The sequence below is a fragment of the Pseudomonas sp. B2021 genome (assembly GCF_018135665.1).
Classification (GTDB): domain Bacteria; phylum Pseudomonadota; class Gammaproteobacteria; order Pseudomonadales; family Pseudomonadaceae; genus Aquipseudomonas; species Aquipseudomonas lactis.
This window is the reverse complement of sequence record NZ_SMOF01000001.1, coordinates 4,806,084-4,820,767: the sequence shown is the minus strand read 5'-3', so window position 1 is coordinate 4,820,767 and position 14,684 is coordinate 4,806,084. Positions and strand designations below refer to the sequence as shown.

Genomic DNA, 14,684 nt, shown 5'->3' with positions numbered 1-14,684 from the left:
AGGTAGAGCACGTGAGTCAATTCTTCCAGATTCATCCGGAAAACCCTCAAGCGCGCCTGATCAAGCAGGCCGTAGAGATCATCCGTGCCGGTGGTGTAGTCATCTACCCGACGGATTCGTCATACGCCATTGGCTGCCAGATCGGCGACAAGGGCGCGGTCGAGCGGGTAAGGCGCCTACGCCAGCTGGACGACAAGCACAACTTTGCGCTGATCTGCAGCGACTTGTCCCAGCTTGGGCTGTTTGCGAAGGTCGACACCGGCACCTTCCGTCTGCTCAAGGCCCACACGCCGGGGCCCTACACGTTCATTCTCAACGCCACCCGCGAAGTGCCGCGCCTGTTGCTGCACCCCAAGAAGCGCACCATCGGCCTGCGCGTGCCGGAACACCCGATTGCCCTGGCGCTGCTGGCCGAGTTGGGCGAACCGCTGATGAGCGTGTCGTTGATCCTGCCCGGCGAAACCGAGCCGTTGTACGACCCTTACGAAATGCGCCGATTGCTGGAAAAACACGTCGACCTGATCATCGACGGCGGCTACGGCGGCAATAAGGCCTCCACGGTGATCAACCTGGCCGACGGTGAGCCAGAAGTGGTGCGTGTGGGTTGTGGCGACCCGGCTCCGTTCATGGTCGAGGCCTGAATGTCGGCCGTGGAAACCGCTGACCCCCAGGCCGGCGCCCAGCAGGAACTGCCGTTTGCCATGGTGTACGGCCAGGCGGTCATGGAAATGCCCCTGGACCTGTACATCCCGCCGGACGCCCTGGAGGTGTTCCTTGAAGCCTTCGAAGGCCCGCTGGACTTGCTGCTGTACCTGATCCGCAAGCAGAACATCAATATCCTCGACATCCCGGTGGCAGAAATCACCCGCCAGTACATGGGCTATGTCGAGCTGATGCAGTCGGTGCGCCTGGAACTGGCCGCTGAATACCTGGTGATGGCGGCCATGCTCGCCGAGATCAAGTCGCGCATGCTGCTGCCGCGCTCGGAAACGGTGGAAGCCGAAGAGGATGACCCACGCGCCGAGTTGATCCGCCGCCTGCAGGAGTACGAACGCTTCAAGGCCGCCGCCGAAGGCATCGACGGCCTGAGCCGTGTGGGCCGTGATGTGGTGGTGCCCAAGCTCGACGCCCCCGAGGCGCGCGCGCGCAAATTGCTGCCAGACGTGAGCCTGGAAGAATTGCTGATGTCCATGGCCGAGGTGCTACGCCGTGGTGATATGTTTGAGAGCCACCAGGTCAGCCGTGAAGCGCTGTCCACCCGCGAGCGCATGAGCGATGTGCTGGAACGTCTCAAGGGCGGTGGGTTTGTGCCCTTTGTCGAGTTGTTCACCGCCGAAGAAGGGCGCCTGGGTGTGGTGGTGACCTTTATGGCGATCCTAGAGCTGGTCAAGGAGTCCTTGGTCGAGCTGGTGCAGAATGAGCCTTTTGCGGCTATCCACGTGCGGGCGCGAGCCGAATAACGAGCTGAATCGATGAATCTGACTGAACCCCGCGAACTGGCCCCTTTGCTGGAGGCCTTTCTCCTGGCCTCGGGTAAACCGCAATCTTTGGAGCGCCTGTTCGAGCTTTTTGAAGAAGCCGAACGCCCGGAGCCGCCGGTCTTCAAGAAGGCCTTGGAGATCCTGCGCAAGTCCTGCGAGGGCCGTGCCTTTGAACTGCGCGAAGTGGCGTCGGGTTACCGCCTGCAGATCCGTGAGAAGTTTTCGCCGTGGGTCGGGCGGTTGTGGGAAGAGCGCCCGCAGCGATATTCCCGGGCGATGCTGGAGACCATGGCGCTGATCGCCTATCGCCAGCCCATCACCCGCGGCGAGATCGAAGACGTGCGTGGCGTGGCGGTGAACAGCCATATCGTCAAGACCCTGCTGGAGCGCGAGTGGATTCGCATCGTCGGCTACCGTGATGTGCCGGGCAAACCGGCGATGTTCGCCACCACCAAGGTGTTCCTCGATCACTTCAACCTGAAAAACCTCGACGATCTGCCGCCCCTGGCCGAACTGCGGGAAATGGAAGCCGAGCCGGTGCTCGACTTCGACGACGCGCCGGTGCCGCAAAGCCTGCAGGAACTGGCCGACGCCAGCGCCGAGCCGGAGGAGCCCAAGGACGAGACCAGTTTCCATACGCTGTTGCTGGAACTGGACGACATGGAGCAGGGGATCAAGACCGACTTCGACGATTTGCTGCGTGATGGTGCGGCGGAGCCAGAAACCCAGGTGAACGTTGAATCCGAGCCTGAGGTCGAAGCCGAAGACGATGTGCTTGGCGTGGCCCAGGCCCGGGAAAAGCTCCTGGCCGCCGTCGCCGCCCTCGAACAGCCGCCCCTGAGTGACGAAGAAGACGAAGCCCGGGCGCTGGCCGAGGCCATCGAAAACGAGCGCCGCCAGCTCGAAGACTGACCGGCTCTGACGTTCACCGCGCAACCCATGTTGGAGCTGGCTTGCCTGCGATGCAGACGCCTCGGTCTCTCAGATGCAAGGAGGTGATGCCATCGCAGGCAAGCCAGCTCCCACAGAGGATCGACCATGAGTGCCCTGAAAGACCCGTGCATCAGCATCTGTAAATTCAACGACGACATCTGCGTCGGCTGTGGCCGCAGCAAGCGTGAAATCCGTGCCTGGAAGAAACTCGATAAAGCCGACAAGCGCACGGTATTGGCCGAAGCCGAGCTGCGATTGCTGGCCCTGGGGGCCACCAGTCGGCGGAAAAGCAAATGAGCTGGGCGTTATCGGCTAGTCTGTGATGCGCAACACGCGCCATGCGCGTATGATTCGCGACCCCTTGCCGACCTATTCGGCCAAGGCCCCGCTTTCAATACCCCTCAGGCCATGCCTGAATCGACCCACCGGGAGGTGCTTACGATGAATGACCAAGACCAGAAAGACCAGGAAATCGGCCCAGCAGGCGAAAAACTGCAAAAGGTGCTGGCGCGTATCGGCGTGGGCTCGCGCCGCGACGTCGAAGCCTGGATCACCCAGAAGCGCATCAAGGTCAACGGCGTCGAGGCCACCCTCGGCCAGCGCGTCGACCTGCACGATGCAATCACTATTGATGGCAAGGTCATCAAGCGTGAAGAGGCCGCCGAATCGGTGCGCCGCGTGATCATGTACAACAAGCCCGACGGCGAGATCTGCACCCGTGACGACCCGGAAGGCCGTCCGACCGTGTTCGACAAGATGCCCAAGCCTAAAGAAGGCCGCTGGATCAACATCGGCCGCCTGGACATCAACACCACCGGCTTGCTGATGTTCACCACTGACGGTGAGTTGGCCAACCGCCTGATGCACCCGTCCTACGAGATGGACCGTGAATACGCCGTGCGTGTGCGTGGTGAAGTCGATGACGAGATGATCGAACGCCTCAAGGCGGGCGTGGTGCTCGAAGACGGCCCGGCCAAGTTCACCGACATCAAGCAGGCGCCAGGTGGCGAAGGTTTCAACCACTGGTACCACTGCGTGGTGATGGAAGGCCGTAACCGTGAAGTGCGTCGCCTGTGGGAGTCCCAGGGCCTGGTGGTCAGCCGCCTCAAGCGCGTGCGTTTTGGCCCGGTGTTCCTGAACTCCGACCTGCCGATGGGCCGCTGGCGCGAAATGAGCCAGTACGAAGTCGATATCCTCAGCGCCGAAGTGGGCCTGACGCCGGTTGCCATGCCGCAGATGAACGCCAAGAGCAAAGACAAGCTTGAGCGTATGCAGCGTAAATCGTCGCGCCCGGTGCCACGTACCGAACGTGTTGCCCGCACCCTGCGCCCTGCGCTGGATGCACCGGCCACCGGCGGTCGTATCTCGCGTCAGCCGCACATTGAAGGTGAACGCCGCCCCACCACGCCATCGCGTCAGGAAGGCGAGCGTGCGCCACGTACGCCGCGTCCTGCTCCGGCGGGTGGTCGTAGCAACCGTGGTGAATCGGATCGCCCGGCCGACAACGCCAGCACCAAGCGTCCAGCCAAGCCAGCGGCGAACAAGCGCCCTGGCCCGAAACTGGTCGCGGACGAGCCGTCGGGCAAGCGCCGTGGCGCCCCGGCCGGTTCCGGCCAGCGCCCTGGTTTTGGTCGCAAGAAGCCGCAGTGATGCGTTAAGCGCTGCACAAAAACGCCAACCCTAGGGTTGGCGTTTTTTTTGCGATCTACCTTTGAAATGCAATCAACTGTGGGAGCTGGCTTGCCTGCGATAGCGGTGGGTCAGCCACCTTTATGCTAACTGACCCACCGCTATCGCGGGCAAGCCCGGCTCCCACAGGGATCTCTATACGTCTGACGGATTTTTAAAAGGCAAAGGCGCCATCAAACACCGGCTTGTCATCCAGCGCCAGCACCCCACTGGCAAAGATCAGGTCCAGGTGATGACTGCCTTTCTGCCCGCCACCCAAGCCCAGGTGCAACCCGCAATGGCGCTCTTCAAACCCGGCATTGCGCGCATACAGGTCCTTGACCCCTTCATTGGTACCAATCCCCAACTCCTCCACACGACGGTTGGACGGGTTGGCATTCAGGTACTTGTTGAAATCATCCGCCAGCCCCGGCACATCACTGGCCACGCTGCAAACGGTGGAGTTTTCGATCCATAACTCCAGCGGTGATTGCAGCACGCCGTATTTGCGTGCAAAGGGGATGGTACTGAGGAAGGTGCCGACAAACCGCACCTGGCCGTTGATGGCTTCGCTGTGGGTGGCGATTTCGCCGGGCGCCAGGTCGTGGTTGCCGACGCCGTTGATATTGGTCCACTTCTTGATGCTGCTCATCGGCGCTTCCAGGCGCGAACCGTGTTTGTCGGTAAAGCTCAGCACGTTGGCCTGGGCCATGCGCCGGATCAGTGTGGCGTTGAGGTCGGCGATGCGTTGGGGCTCGACGCTGAAGGTGTCGTAGAAATAGTCGCCGTAATCCTTGAACAGCAGGGATTTTTTCCAGTGCTCGGCCATCACGCCTTGCAGGGCACGGATAAAGTCCGGGCCTTCGGCGCGTGGGTTGGGCAGCGTGGAGGAATCATAGAGAAACAGGTACAGGTCGCAGCTTTGAATGGCCTGGGCCAGGGTGTCGCTGGGCGCCAGGTCCAGGCGTTGCAGTTGAAAGTTGAAGCGGGCGGCGCTGCCGTGGGTAATCGCCTGGGCGATGGCGTCATAGCGCTCGGTGTGGCCCAGCAACACGGTGGGGCGGTTCAGGCCGTTGAGGGCGGGGTGGTGTGCCAGGTAGTAGAGAAAATGTTCGACGGCGCGGGCCTTGTCCATGACGGGTGTCCTTCTGTGCCTTGGGTAAGGGGGCAGGCGCCGTGCACAGCGCCTGCCGGATGCCTGCCGGGTATTAGAAAGGCCACATCGCAGTGCCAAAAGGCACAACGGCATCGGCTTGCATCATTTCAACGGCGGCCTCATGGGTCGGCGCTTCAAACCAATCGTCGAGTTGCAGTTCGGTTTCCAGGTCGTTTTCCAATGCTTGCATGGTGTACCTCCTAGAGGACGTTGATTGAGAACGGCTCACCCACGGGCTTCGTGGGCAAGTGCAAAGAACCTAGAAGAGAGTGTTTCGAAATGCAAAAAATTTATTGACACGGTTTCATTTGGATTTTTTCTTCTGTTTTTTGTCGAGTTTTTTTATTCAGGTAAAACAGTGAATTGGCTGAAGCGATTCTTCAGACGTTGCCTACCGACAGAATTCCGTTGAAGGCTTACAAAGTCTGGCTGTAACGCAGATTTTCCGGGGTGTAACGATAGATTTACGTAACTGCCCTGGCTTTGCTGGGGGGCATGCTGATGTAAGCATTAGCTGACAGATTTGCCTGTGCACTTTCCCGGTGCGTGCCGAAGCTGTCGAGCGGTGTACAATGCGCCGCGTTTTACTGTGACCCCCCTTGCGTACCCACGCAAAAGGCCAAGACCTCAGGGTTTGATCCCCCTGATCACTCCGCCTGGCCACGAGCCGGACGGGTTCGATTTCGTCACAGATAAAAACAAACAGGTGACGCATGACCATTAGAAAGACGCTGTACTCCTGGTGCCTGCGCTGGGGTTTGAGCGGCGCTGCTTGAGTCGGTAATTCAAGGCAGCAACCTGCATTCAACTCTTCAAACCTTGCGTGAGACCCTTTTCATGAGTGGACCCCATTCTTCTTCAGGCGAGCTGAAACGCGGCCTGAAAAACCGGCATATCCAGTTGATCGCCCTCGGTGGCGCCATCGGCACCGGCCTGTTCCTGGGCTCGGCCGGGGTGCTCAAATCCGCCGGCCCTTCGATGATCCTGGGCTATGCCATCTGCGGCTTTATCGCCTTCATGATCATGCGCCAGCTTGGCGAAATGATTGTCGAGGAGCCGGTCGCCGGCTCCTTCAGCCACTTTGCCCACAAGTACTGGGGCGGTTTCGCCGGCTTTCTGTCGGGCTGGAACTGCTGGATTCTGTACATTCTGGTGGGTATGTCGGAACTGACGGCCGTCGGCAAGTACGTGCACTACTGGTGGCCGGAGATTCCGACCTGGGTCTCGGCGGCGGCGTTCTTCGTGCTGATCAACGCGATCAACCTGGCCAACGTCAAAGTCTTCGGTGAAGCCGAGTTCTGGTTCGCCATCATCAAGGTGGTAGCGATCGTCGGCATGATTGCCCTGGGCAGCTACCTGCTCGTCAGCGGCAGCGGCGGCCCGCAAGCCTCGGTCAGCAACCTGTGGGAGCATGGTGGTTTCTTCCCCCATGGCGTCGGCGGCTTGGTGATGGCCATGGCGATCATCATGTTCTCCTTCGGCGGTCTGGAAATGCTCGGCTTTACCGCTGCCGAAGCCGACCAGCCACGTACCGTGATCCCCAAGGCGATCAATCAGGTGATCTATCGCATCCTGATTTTCTACATCGGTGCCCTGGTGGTACTGCTGTCGCTCACCCCGTGGGACAGCCTGCTGGCGACCCTCAACGCCTCCGGCGATGCCTATAGCGGTAGCCCGTTCGTACAGGTGTTCTCGATGCTGGGCAGTAACACGGCCGCGCATATTCTCAACTTCGTGGTGCTGACGGCCGCGCTGTCGGTGTACAACAGCGGCACCTACTGCAACAGCCGCATGCTCTTGGGCATGGCCGAGCAAGGCGACGCGCCCAAGGCCCTGGCGAAGATCGACAAGCGCGGTGTGCCGGTGCGTTCGATCCTGGCCTCGGCGGCGATCACCCTGGTGGCGGTGCTGATGAACTACCTGATGCCCCATGACGCGCTGGAACTGTTGATGTCGCTGGTGGTGGCCACGTTGGTGATCAACTGGGCGATGATCAGCTTCTCCCACTTCAAGTTCCGCCAGCACATGAACCGCACCGGCCAGGTGCCGCTGTTCAAGGCGCTGTGGTACCCGTATGGCAACATCATCTGTGTAGCGTTTGTGGTGTTTATTTTGGGCACCATGTTGATGATTCCGGGCATTGACCGCTCGGTGTACGCGATCCCGGTGTGGGTGGCGTTCATGGGCGTTTGTTACTGGGTCAAGAACAAGCGGGCGCAGCAGTCCATGGATATGGCGGTCCCCGCGGTGAAGTAAGCGTCAATGTTGTTAAGCAGACCCGGCCTTGTGCCGGGTTTGTTGTTTGAGGGGATGGCCAAGGTGCATTCGCGTATCCTAGGGCTTCTTCCGGAGGACCGTGTTACATGCTGGTGATTTCCAACAACGTACAGCTGCCCGATGCCGAGATTGAGCTGACCGCCATTCGCGCCCAGGGTGCCGGTGGGCAGAACGTCAATAAAGTGTCGAGTGCGGTGCACCTGCGGTTTGATATTCCGGCGTCTTCGTTGCCGGAGTTCTACAAGGAACGCTTGCTGGCACTGCGTGACAGCCGCATCACCAGCGAAGGCGTGCTGGTGCTCAAGGCCCAGCAATATCGCACCCAGGAGCAGAACCGCGCCGATGCGCTGGAGCGCCTGGTGGAGTTGATCCAGAGCGCCACCAAGGTCGAGAAAAAACGCCGTCCGACCAAGCCTACCCTGGGCTCGAAGAAACGCCGCCTGGAGTCCAAGACCAAGCGCGGCAGCATCAAGGCCGGGCGCGGCAAGGTCGACTTCTAGGCGTCGCGTGTTTCGCGGGCCTTGGGCGCCTGCCGGTACAGGTAGACGCTCAGCAGCAAACCGGCGAAAGCGGCGAGGGCGGCGAACAGGAAGATCGAGGCAAAGCCAAAACCTGCCGCCACGGCGCCCGCCAGTGGCCCGGTGATGCCCAGGGACAAATCGATAAACAGCGAATAGGCGCCCACCGCCGAGCCACGGCTGGAGGCCGGCACCAGGTTGACCGCCTCTACCCCCAACGCCGGGAACACCAGGGAAAAGCCGAAGCCGCTCAACGCCGCACCCGCCAACGCCAGCTGGGCATCCGGCGCCAGCCACAGCAACAGCAGGCCCAGCACTTCCACCGACAGGCAAGCGATGGCGACGCGAAACCCGCCAATGCGGTTGATCAAATTACCAAACAGCAAGCGCGCGCCGATAAAGCTGGCACCGAACAGGCTCAAGGCCCACACCGCGTTATCCCAGTGCTGGGTGCTGTAATACAACGTGATAAAGGTGGCGATGGTGCCAAAGCCGATAGAGCCCAATGCCAGCGCGCAACCATGGGGCAGCACGCGGCCCAGCACATTCATGAACGGCAAACGGATGCCGGGCACAATCGGCGCGGCTTGTTTTTTCCAGGCCAACAACACACCCAGCACGGCCAACAGAATGATGCTGACGCCCATGCTCCACAGTCCCAAGTGGCTGACCAGCAGCACCCCCAACGGTGCGCCGACGGCCAACGCGCCGTAGCTGGCGATGCCGTTCCAGGAAATAACCTTGGCCGTGTTTGCCGCGCCGACACGGCCAATGCCCCAGCCAATCGCGCCCGAACCCACCAGGCTTTCGGCGCTGCCCAACACCAGTCGACCGATCAGCAGGCAACCGAGGCTGAAGGCCGGCAGGCTGGAGAACCACGCCGCCAGCAACATGAATACGCCGCTCAAACCGCAGCCCACCAGGCCGATCAGCACGGCGCGCTTGCTGCCCAGGTTGTCGATGATCTTGCCGGCATAGGGGCGGCTCAGCAGGGTAGCCAGGTATTGCACGCTGATTACCAGCCCGGCGATAACGGCGCCATAGCCCAGTTGGCTATGCACATAACCGGGCAATACGGCCAGGGGGATGCCGATATTCAGGTAGCCGATAAAGGTAAACAGCACGATGGAAACGACTTGCAGCGTGACCGCCATAGGGCGCTGGGTATCTGGCATGGGAGAGATCCACTGTCGCAGCAGGTAAAGATAGGCTGCTAATGATACCGGCGCGCAGGCCGGGCAGGGCGGCAAAAATGTAAAACGTCAGATCTAAAGCCGATCAAGCGTGGGCGGGGGCCAGCAATTGGGTGGTCACCAGGGCCGCCAGGGCGTTTTCCTGAGTGCCAAAGCGCTTGAGCAGTGCCGCTTGCTTGTCGGCACTGAGGCGGTTCCAGACTTCGACCATTTGCAAGGCAGCGTCGAGTACGGCGGCGTCCGGCGTGTCGGAAGGGGAAGTGGTCATAGTGAAGGTCTCGGATGATTCAGGCAGTGTGGAAAGCGCTCAAAGGCGCGCTTTCCACACGGTCTGGTACGGCGTCAGTCCCGGCTTTCGCGCTCGACTGGTTTTGCTTCTTTGGCCTCAGGCTGCTTGTCGCTGGCCTGCTGCGGTGTTGGCTGCTCAGTTGGGTGCAGGCTTGGGAAGGGGAGATTAGGTATCTCGTGCATCGTGGTCGCTCCTCGCAAGGTCTGTTTTTTCAATCGCAGGTGATTCCGCGCTCTCAAAAAGCCTTGGCAGGATACAGCACCGTAAATGACAAAAAGACTTTTATCTCGACTGTCTCGCCCATTTTTCTCCTAAAAGACTGTAGGAGCGAGCTTGCTCGCGAAAAGCGTCAACGATAACTCGGTGCGTCAGGTAGCCAGCGGTGTCTGTAGGTGCTTCGCGAGCGAGCTCGCTCCTACAAGGGGCAAGTCTTAGAACGGCACCTTGCCGAGGATCATGTCGCGGTACATCACAAAGTCGCCCAGCAAGCTGTAAAACGGGTGCTGAAAGGTGGCGGGGCGGTTCTTTTCGAAGAAGAAGTGGCCTATCCAGGCAAAGCTGTAGCCCGCGAGCGGCAAGGCCAGCAGCAGGACCAATGAGCCTCTGCCGATGGCGTACGCGAGAATGCCGATCACCAGGGTGGTGCCGATAAAGTGCAGGCGTCGACAGGTGCTGTTGCCATGCTCGGCCAGATAGTACGGGTAGAACTCGGCAAAACTGTTGAATTTCTTGATGTTTTCCACGGTGACCGGCCCTCTGGTTGTTGTGCCGCCAACGGGTGCGCGGCGGGGAGCTTATTTGAGTCTAGAGTGAACAGTGCTAACAGCCAGTGACAATAGATGCCACTTTAGTATCCTTGGCTTCCTGGCTGCCGTTTGAGCCTGCTTTCAATAAGAAGACGCCATGAGCGAACGAACAACTTCTGCAAGCTGGGCGATGGGCATCGTCAAGGCGCTGGAAATGGATGGCCTGGATTGCAGGGCCTTGTTCAAGCAGTTGGGCCTGGATTATGCGTCCCTCACTGACCCCGATGCGCGCTTCCCGCAAGACGCCATGACCCGCTTGTGGCAGCGTGCGGTGGAGGTGTCGGGCAACCCGGCGATTGGCCTGAACATGGGCAAGGTGGTACGGCCTGCCTCGTTTCATGTTGCCGGTTATGCGTTGATGTCCAGCAACACCCTGGCCGAAGGCTTTATGCGCTTGGTGCGCTACCAGCGCATCATCGCCGAAAGCGCTGACTTGAGTTTCCGACTTTTACCCGAAGGCTATGCGTTGATTCTGACGGTGCATGGCGATCATCTGCCGCCCACCCGTCAAAGCGCCGAGGCCTCGCTGGCCAGCGCTCTGGCCCTGTGCGGCTGGCTTACCGGGCGCACCCTGCAACCGCGCAAAGTGCTGCTGCAAGGCGACCAGCCGGCGGACTTGGCGCCCTACCAACACGCCTTCCACGCGCCTTTGCAATTCAATGCACCCTATGACGCGTTGATTTTCGAGCAGGCCGACATGGAGGCGCCGCTGCCCACAGCCAATGAAGCCATGGCGCTGTTGCATGATCGCTTTGCCGGAGAATACCTGGCGCGTTTTTCCGAAAGCCGCGTGACCCACAAGGCGCGTCAGGTGCTGTGCCGCCTGCTGCCCCAGGGCGAACCCAAGCGCGAAGCGGTGGCCCAGACGTTGCACCTGTCCCAGCGCACCTTGCAGCGGCGGCTACAGGAGGAGGGCACCAGCTTCCAGGCCTTGCTCGATGACACCCGGCGCGAACTGGCCGAGCAGTACCTGGCACAACCCAACATGACCCTGCTGGAAATCGCCTACCTGCTGGGGTTTGCCGACCCGAGTAACTTTTTCCGCGCCTTTCGCCGCTGGTTCGATGCCACGCCCGGCGAATACCGGGCGCGGTTGCAGCAAATGTCGACCGTCAGTGACGCCAGAACGCCGGAATGCACAACACAAACACGGTGATGATCTCCAGGCGTCCCAGCAACATGCCCAGGGACAGGATCCACTTGGCGGCATCCGGCAGGGTGGCGAAATTGCCGGCCGGGCCGATGGTTTCGCCCAGGCCGGGGCCCACGCCGGATACGGTACTGGCGGCGCCGGTCAACGCGGTCATCCAGTCAACGCCCAGCAGTGACAGGGCCAGGGCGATCATGCAGATGGTGATGGCGAAGAAAAACGAAAAAGTCAGGATCGAGCGCACGATCTCCTCATCGAGGCGATGGCCGTTGTACTTCTGCTTGATCACCGCGCGGGGATGGATCAACTGATTCAAGTTGGCCTTGAGCAGGATGTAGGCCACCTGGAAACGGAAGATCTTGATGCCGCCGGCGGTGGAGCCCGAGCAGCCGCCAATAAAGCCCAGGTAGAAAAACAGCATCAGTGAGAAGTTGCCCCACAGGCTGTAGTCCCCCAGTGCAAAGCCGGTGGTGGTCACCACCGATGTCACGTTCAGCGCCACATGACGCAAGGCATCGAGCCAATGCAGGTTGGTGGTCCACCAGTACCAGGTGCCGAGTACCAGCCAGGTCACCAGCAACAGGCCGAGCAGGCCTTGCACTTGCTGGTCCTTGATCAGCGCCCGACGGTTGCCGCGCAAGGTGGCCACGTACAGGGCGAACGGCAAGCTGCCAAGGATCATCACCACCACCGCGACCCAGTGCACCGCCGGTTGTTTCCAATGGGCCAGGGACTCGTCCGAAGTGGAAAACCCACCGGTGGAGATCGCCGACATGGCATGGTTGATCGCATCGAACACGCCCATTCCGGCCCACCAGAAGGCCAGGCTGCCGAAGATGGTGATGCCCACATACGCCGCCACGATCAGGCGCGCCACCATATGCGAGCGAGGCATGACTTTTTCCGAGCGGTCCGAAGATTCGGTCTGGAACAGGCGCATGCCACCAATGCGCAGCAGCGGCAGGATCGCCACCGCCATGCCGATAAAGCCGATACCGCCGAGCCAGTGCAAAAGCGAACGCCACATCAAAATGCCTGGCGACATGCTGTCCAGCCCGCTCAACACGGTGGAGCCTGTGGCGGTGATGCCGGACATGCTTTCGAAGAACGAGTCGGTGTAGCTGATGTGCTGGGTCAGCAAAAAGGGCAGGGCGGCGAAGATGCACACCACTACCCAGCTGCTGACCGTGAGCAGGTACATGTCCCTGGGGCGCAGGTGCACGTGCTCGGGGCGGCCAGGGATGACCAGCGCCAACCCGGCGATAAAGGTGATCAGGCTGGCCCACAGGAACGAGGGGAGGTCGCTGGTGCGTTCGAAGATCACCAGTGTCGCCATCGGGATCACCATGGCGACCGCAAGGGTGATCAGGAAGATGCCGATGATGAAACCGATGATACGCAGGGTCGGCAACGCCATGAAGTTCGCTCGGGTGATTGGGCAGAGGCGCCATTCTACCTGTGGTGCAGGTCTTGTAAACCAAGGGCTACGGTGGCTTGGGGTCTACACAACTTCGCAGCGACGCTGAAGCTGTGGCGAGGGAGCTTGCTCCCGTGACGACCTACCCACTGGCGCCTATCTACCTGACACATCACGATCCAAATGTGGGAGCTGGCTTGCCTGCGAAGGTATCGACTTGGTGTGCCCGAATCACCGAGTTGTCTGGATCGCAGGCAAGCCAGCTCCCACAGAGATAGGTGCAGCAGTTATTGCGCGCATAAAAAAGGCGACCCGCAGGTCGCCTCTTTCAACTGCGCTTGATCAGAACTCGTGATCAGCGCTGTCCGGGTTCAGGTCGCTGATGCCCAGCTTGCCGGCAGCGGCTTCGATCGAACCGGTCTGCTTGACCAGGGCGGCGATCGAGTCACGCACGATCTGGTTGCCCTTTTCATTGTCCGCGGCGATCAACTGGTCGTAATGCTCACCGTTGTTGGCGTGATCAACCATCACCTGGATCTTCGCTTCGGTGGCCGCCAGGTCAGCCTTGAGGGCTGCATCGGCTCCCGGGTCGGCCTTGGCCACCAGGGACGACAGGCTGGCGCCGGTCAGCTTGGTGCCGTCAACACGGGTGTATTCGCCCAGGTAGACGTTACGGATGCCCTTGGCGTCGTAGAAGTGCGAGTAATGGGTGTTGTCGCTGAAGCAGTCCTGTTCGTCTTCCGGCGAGTTGGCTTCCAGAGACACCTTCATGCGCTCCCCGGCGAGCTCGCCCAGGGACAGGCTGCCCATGCCGAACAGCATTTTACGCAGGCCGTCGGTGCCCGGTTCCGACTCCAGGGTGGCGCGGTAGTTGTCTTCGACGTTGGGCTTCCAGTTGTCGACCATTTCCTGCAGGTCGCTGACCAGCAGTTGGGTGACCGCACGCAGGTAAGTGCGGCGACGCTCGTTGTGGCCGCCGGTTGCACCGTCTCCGGTCATGTAGTCCGACGCCGGGCGGTTGCCCGCGCCTGGGCCGGTGCCGTTGAGGTCCTGGCCCCACAGCAGGAATTCGATGGCGTGGTAGCCGGTGGCGACGTTCGCTTCGGAACCGCCCAGTTCATTGAGGCTGGCGAGTTTTTCCGGGGTGATGTCCTTGACGTCGACCTTGTCTTCGCCCACCTGGATCTCGTTATTGGCGATGATGTTGGCGTTGGCACCTGGGTTACCCAGTGCGTGTTCGTAGGACTTGTCGACGTAGTCGATCAGACCTTCGTCCAGGGGCCAGGCGTTAACCTGGCCTTCCCAGTCGTCGATGATGGTGTTGCCGAAGCGGAACACTTCGCTCTGCAGGTAGGGTACGCGCGCGGCGATCCAGGCGGTACGGGCCGCTTTCAGGGTTTCGTCGTTCGGGTTGGCGAGGAAGGTGTCGATTGCGGTCTGCAGGGTTTTTGCGGTGGATTCGGCATCGCTGTACACCGCAAACACCATGTCTGCGTAGTGCGCGACCACGGCCTTGGCGGCCGCTTCGTCGACCTGGCCTGCCGGGGCAGCCGCCGGTGCGGTAGTGCTGGCGGCAGCGGGTGCCTGGGGCGCGGCGGCCTTGTCTTTACCTTCGCCGCAACCGGCGAGAGAAATGGCAATGGCCAGCAGACTGGCGGTGGCCAGGGGCATACGAATCATGGCGAACATCCTGCTTCGGTTGTTGAAAGGGCGCGCGGGGAGCGCAAACGCTGCGACATAATGCGAAAGATTTGCATTTTGTGTAAAGGCTTATACGCGGGAAATATTGAGTATCG

Annotated in this window: 15 protein-coding genes; 8 read left to right on the top strand and 7 right to left on the bottom strand. The window is 60.8% G+C overall.

Annotated elements, in window-relative coordinates:
* Nucleotides 1–11 precede the first annotated feature (11 nt).
* From E1K68_RS21730 to rluB, 5 genes are all read left to right on the top strand, one after another.
* Nucleotides 12–641 (top strand): L-threonylcarbamoyladenylate synthase, encoded by a 630-nt coding sequence (locus E1K68_RS21730; protein ID WP_003193796.1) that lies wholly within the window; start codon nucleotides 12–14, stop codon nucleotides 639–641.
* A 120-nt stretch (nucleotides 642–761) separates the two neighbouring features.
* Nucleotides 762–1,460 carry a ScpA family protein gene (locus tag E1K68_RS21725; protein ID WP_164365898.1) on the top strand — a complete coding sequence of 233 codons (699 nt, stop codon included), beginning with the start codon at nucleotides 762–764 and terminating at the stop codon, nucleotides 1,458–1,460.
* A gap of 12 nt (nucleotides 1,461–1,472) precedes the next feature.
* A complete protein-coding gene (gene scpB, locus E1K68_RS21720; protein WP_003193794.1) occupies nucleotides 1,473–2,393 on the top strand; it encodes an SMC-Scp complex subunit ScpB in 921 nt (306 codons plus the stop codon).
* Nucleotides 2,394–2,519: 126 nt separating this feature from the next.
* Nucleotides 2,520–2,711: a DUF1289 domain-containing protein gene (locus tag E1K68_RS21715; protein ID WP_212614644.1), complete on the top strand. Its 192-nt coding sequence runs from the start codon at nucleotides 2,520–2,522 to the stop codon at nucleotides 2,709–2,711.
* 144 nt (nucleotides 2,712–2,855) lie between these two features.
* Nucleotides 2,856–4,064 carry a 23S rRNA pseudouridine(2605) synthase RluB gene (gene rluB, locus E1K68_RS21710; protein WP_212614643.1) on the top strand — a complete coding sequence of 403 codons (1,209 nt, stop codon included), beginning with the start codon at nucleotides 2,856–2,858 and terminating at the stop codon, nucleotides 4,062–4,064.
* Between the two features lie 193 nt (nucleotides 4,065–4,257).
* Here rluB and E1K68_RS21705 read toward each other — a convergent pair whose 3' ends face one another.
* The gene (locus tag E1K68_RS21705; protein WP_212614642.1) at nucleotides 4,258–5,217 is read right to left on the bottom strand and encodes a leucyl aminopeptidase; all 960 of its coding nucleotides are present in this window, start codon (nucleotides 5,215–5,217) and stop codon (nucleotides 4,258–4,260) included.
* Nucleotides 5,218–5,290: 73 nt separating this feature from the next.
* On the bottom strand, nucleotides 5,291–5,428 hold the full coding sequence (locus E1K68_RS21700; RefSeq protein ID WP_003175756.1) for a hypothetical protein: 138 nt from the start codon (nucleotides 5,426–5,428) through the stop codon (nucleotides 5,291–5,293).
* 647 nt (nucleotides 5,429–6,075) lie between these two features.
* On the opposite strand from E1K68_RS21700, the gene E1K68_RS21695 reads away from it, so the two are divergent.
* Nucleotides 6,076–7,494 carry an amino acid permease gene (locus tag E1K68_RS21695; protein ID WP_057710461.1) on the top strand — a complete coding sequence of 473 codons (1,419 nt, stop codon included), beginning with the start codon at nucleotides 6,076–6,078 and terminating at the stop codon, nucleotides 7,492–7,494.
* A 107-nt stretch (nucleotides 7,495–7,601) separates the two neighbouring features.
* Nucleotides 7,602–8,015 carry an alternative ribosome rescue aminoacyl-tRNA hydrolase ArfB gene (arfB, locus tag E1K68_RS21690; protein WP_003193787.1) on the top strand — a complete coding sequence of 138 codons (414 nt, stop codon included), beginning with the start codon at nucleotides 7,602–7,604 and terminating at the stop codon, nucleotides 8,013–8,015.
* Here arfB and E1K68_RS21685 read toward each other — a convergent pair.
* From E1K68_RS21685 to E1K68_RS21675, 3 genes are all read right to left on the bottom strand, one after another.
* Nucleotides 8,012–9,208, bottom strand: a complete 1,197-nt coding sequence (locus E1K68_RS21685) for an MFS transporter (RefSeq protein WP_094775134.1) — start codon at nucleotides 9,206–9,208, stop codon at nucleotides 8,012–8,014. The two genes, arfB and E1K68_RS21685, sit on opposite strands and share 4 nt — an antisense overlap.
* Nucleotides 9,209–9,311: 103 nt before the next feature.
* On the bottom strand, nucleotides 9,312–9,494 hold the full coding sequence (locus E1K68_RS21680) for a hypothetical protein (protein ID WP_003193784.1): 183 nt from the start codon (nucleotides 9,492–9,494) through the stop codon (nucleotides 9,312–9,314).
* 452 nt (nucleotides 9,495–9,946) lie between these two features.
* The gene (locus tag E1K68_RS21675) at nucleotides 9,947–10,258 is read right to left on the bottom strand and encodes a DUF962 domain-containing protein (RefSeq protein ID WP_003193783.1); all 312 of its coding nucleotides are present in this window, start codon (nucleotides 10,256–10,258) and stop codon (nucleotides 9,947–9,949) included.
* 160 nt (nucleotides 10,259–10,418) lie between these two features.
* Here E1K68_RS21675 and E1K68_RS21670 point away from each other — a divergent pair, with 160 nt between their 5' ends.
* On the top strand, nucleotides 10,419–11,477 hold the full coding sequence (locus E1K68_RS21670) for an AraC family transcriptional regulator (RefSeq protein ID WP_003193782.1): 1,059 nt from the start codon (nucleotides 10,419–10,421) through the stop codon (nucleotides 11,475–11,477).
* On the opposite strand, the gene E1K68_RS21665 is transcribed toward E1K68_RS21670, so the two are convergent.
* The gene (locus E1K68_RS21665; RefSeq protein WP_003193780.1) at nucleotides 11,434–12,888 is read right to left on the bottom strand and encodes a TrkH family potassium uptake protein; all 1,455 of its coding nucleotides are present in this window, start codon (nucleotides 12,886–12,888) and stop codon (nucleotides 11,434–11,436) included. The genes E1K68_RS21670 and E1K68_RS21665 overlap by 44 nt on opposite strands.
* Before the next feature lie 342 nt (nucleotides 12,889–13,230).
* Nucleotides 13,231–14,568: an imelysin family protein gene (locus tag E1K68_RS21660; RefSeq protein WP_212614641.1), complete on the bottom strand. Its 1,338-nt coding sequence runs from the start codon at nucleotides 14,566–14,568 to the stop codon at nucleotides 13,231–13,233.
* Between the last annotated feature and the right edge of the window lie 116 nt (nucleotides 14,569–14,684).

Bases quoted from the DNA above. Each gene is read 5' to 3' on its own strand.
- scpB (WP_003193794.1), top strand. From the start codon at position 1,473: ATGAATCTGACTGAACCCCGCGAACTGGCCCCTTTGCTGGAGGCCTTT.
- E1K68_RS21715 (WP_212614644.1), top strand. From the start codon at position 2,520: ATGAGTGCCCTGAAAGACCCGTGCATCAGCATCTGTAAATTCAACGAC.
- rluB (WP_212614643.1), top strand. From the start codon at position 2,856: ATGAATGACCAAGACCAGAAAGACCAGGAAATCGGCCCAGCAGGCGAA.
- E1K68_RS21705 (WP_212614642.1), bottom strand. From the start codon at position 5,217: ATGGACAAGGCCCGCGCCGTCGAACATTTTCTCTACTACCTGGCACAC.
- E1K68_RS21700 (WP_003175756.1), bottom strand. From the start codon at position 5,428: ATGCAAGCATTGGAAAACGACCTGGAAACCGAACTGCAACTCGACGAT.
- E1K68_RS21695 (WP_057710461.1), top strand. From the start codon at position 6,076: ATGAGTGGACCCCATTCTTCTTCAGGCGAGCTGAAACGCGGCCTGAAA.
- arfB (WP_003193787.1), top strand. From the start codon at position 7,602: ATGCTGGTGATTTCCAACAACGTACAGCTGCCCGATGCCGAGATTGAG.
- E1K68_RS21685 (WP_094775134.1), bottom strand. From the start codon at position 9,208: ATGCCAGATACCCAGCGCCCTATGGCGGTCACGCTGCAAGTCGTTTCC.
- E1K68_RS21680 (WP_003193784.1), bottom strand. From the start codon at position 9,494: ATGACCACTTCCCCTTCCGACACGCCGGACGCCGCCGTACTCGACGCT.
- E1K68_RS21670 (WP_003193782.1), top strand. From the start codon at position 10,419: ATGAGCGAACGAACAACTTCTGCAAGCTGGGCGATGGGCATCGTCAAG.
- E1K68_RS21665 (WP_003193780.1), bottom strand. From the start codon at position 12,888: ATGGCGTTGCCGACCCTGCGTATCATCGGTTTCATCATCGGCATCTTC.
- E1K68_RS21660 (WP_212614641.1), bottom strand. From the start codon at position 14,568: ATGATTCGTATGCCCCTGGCCACCGCCAGTCTGCTGGCCATTGCCATT.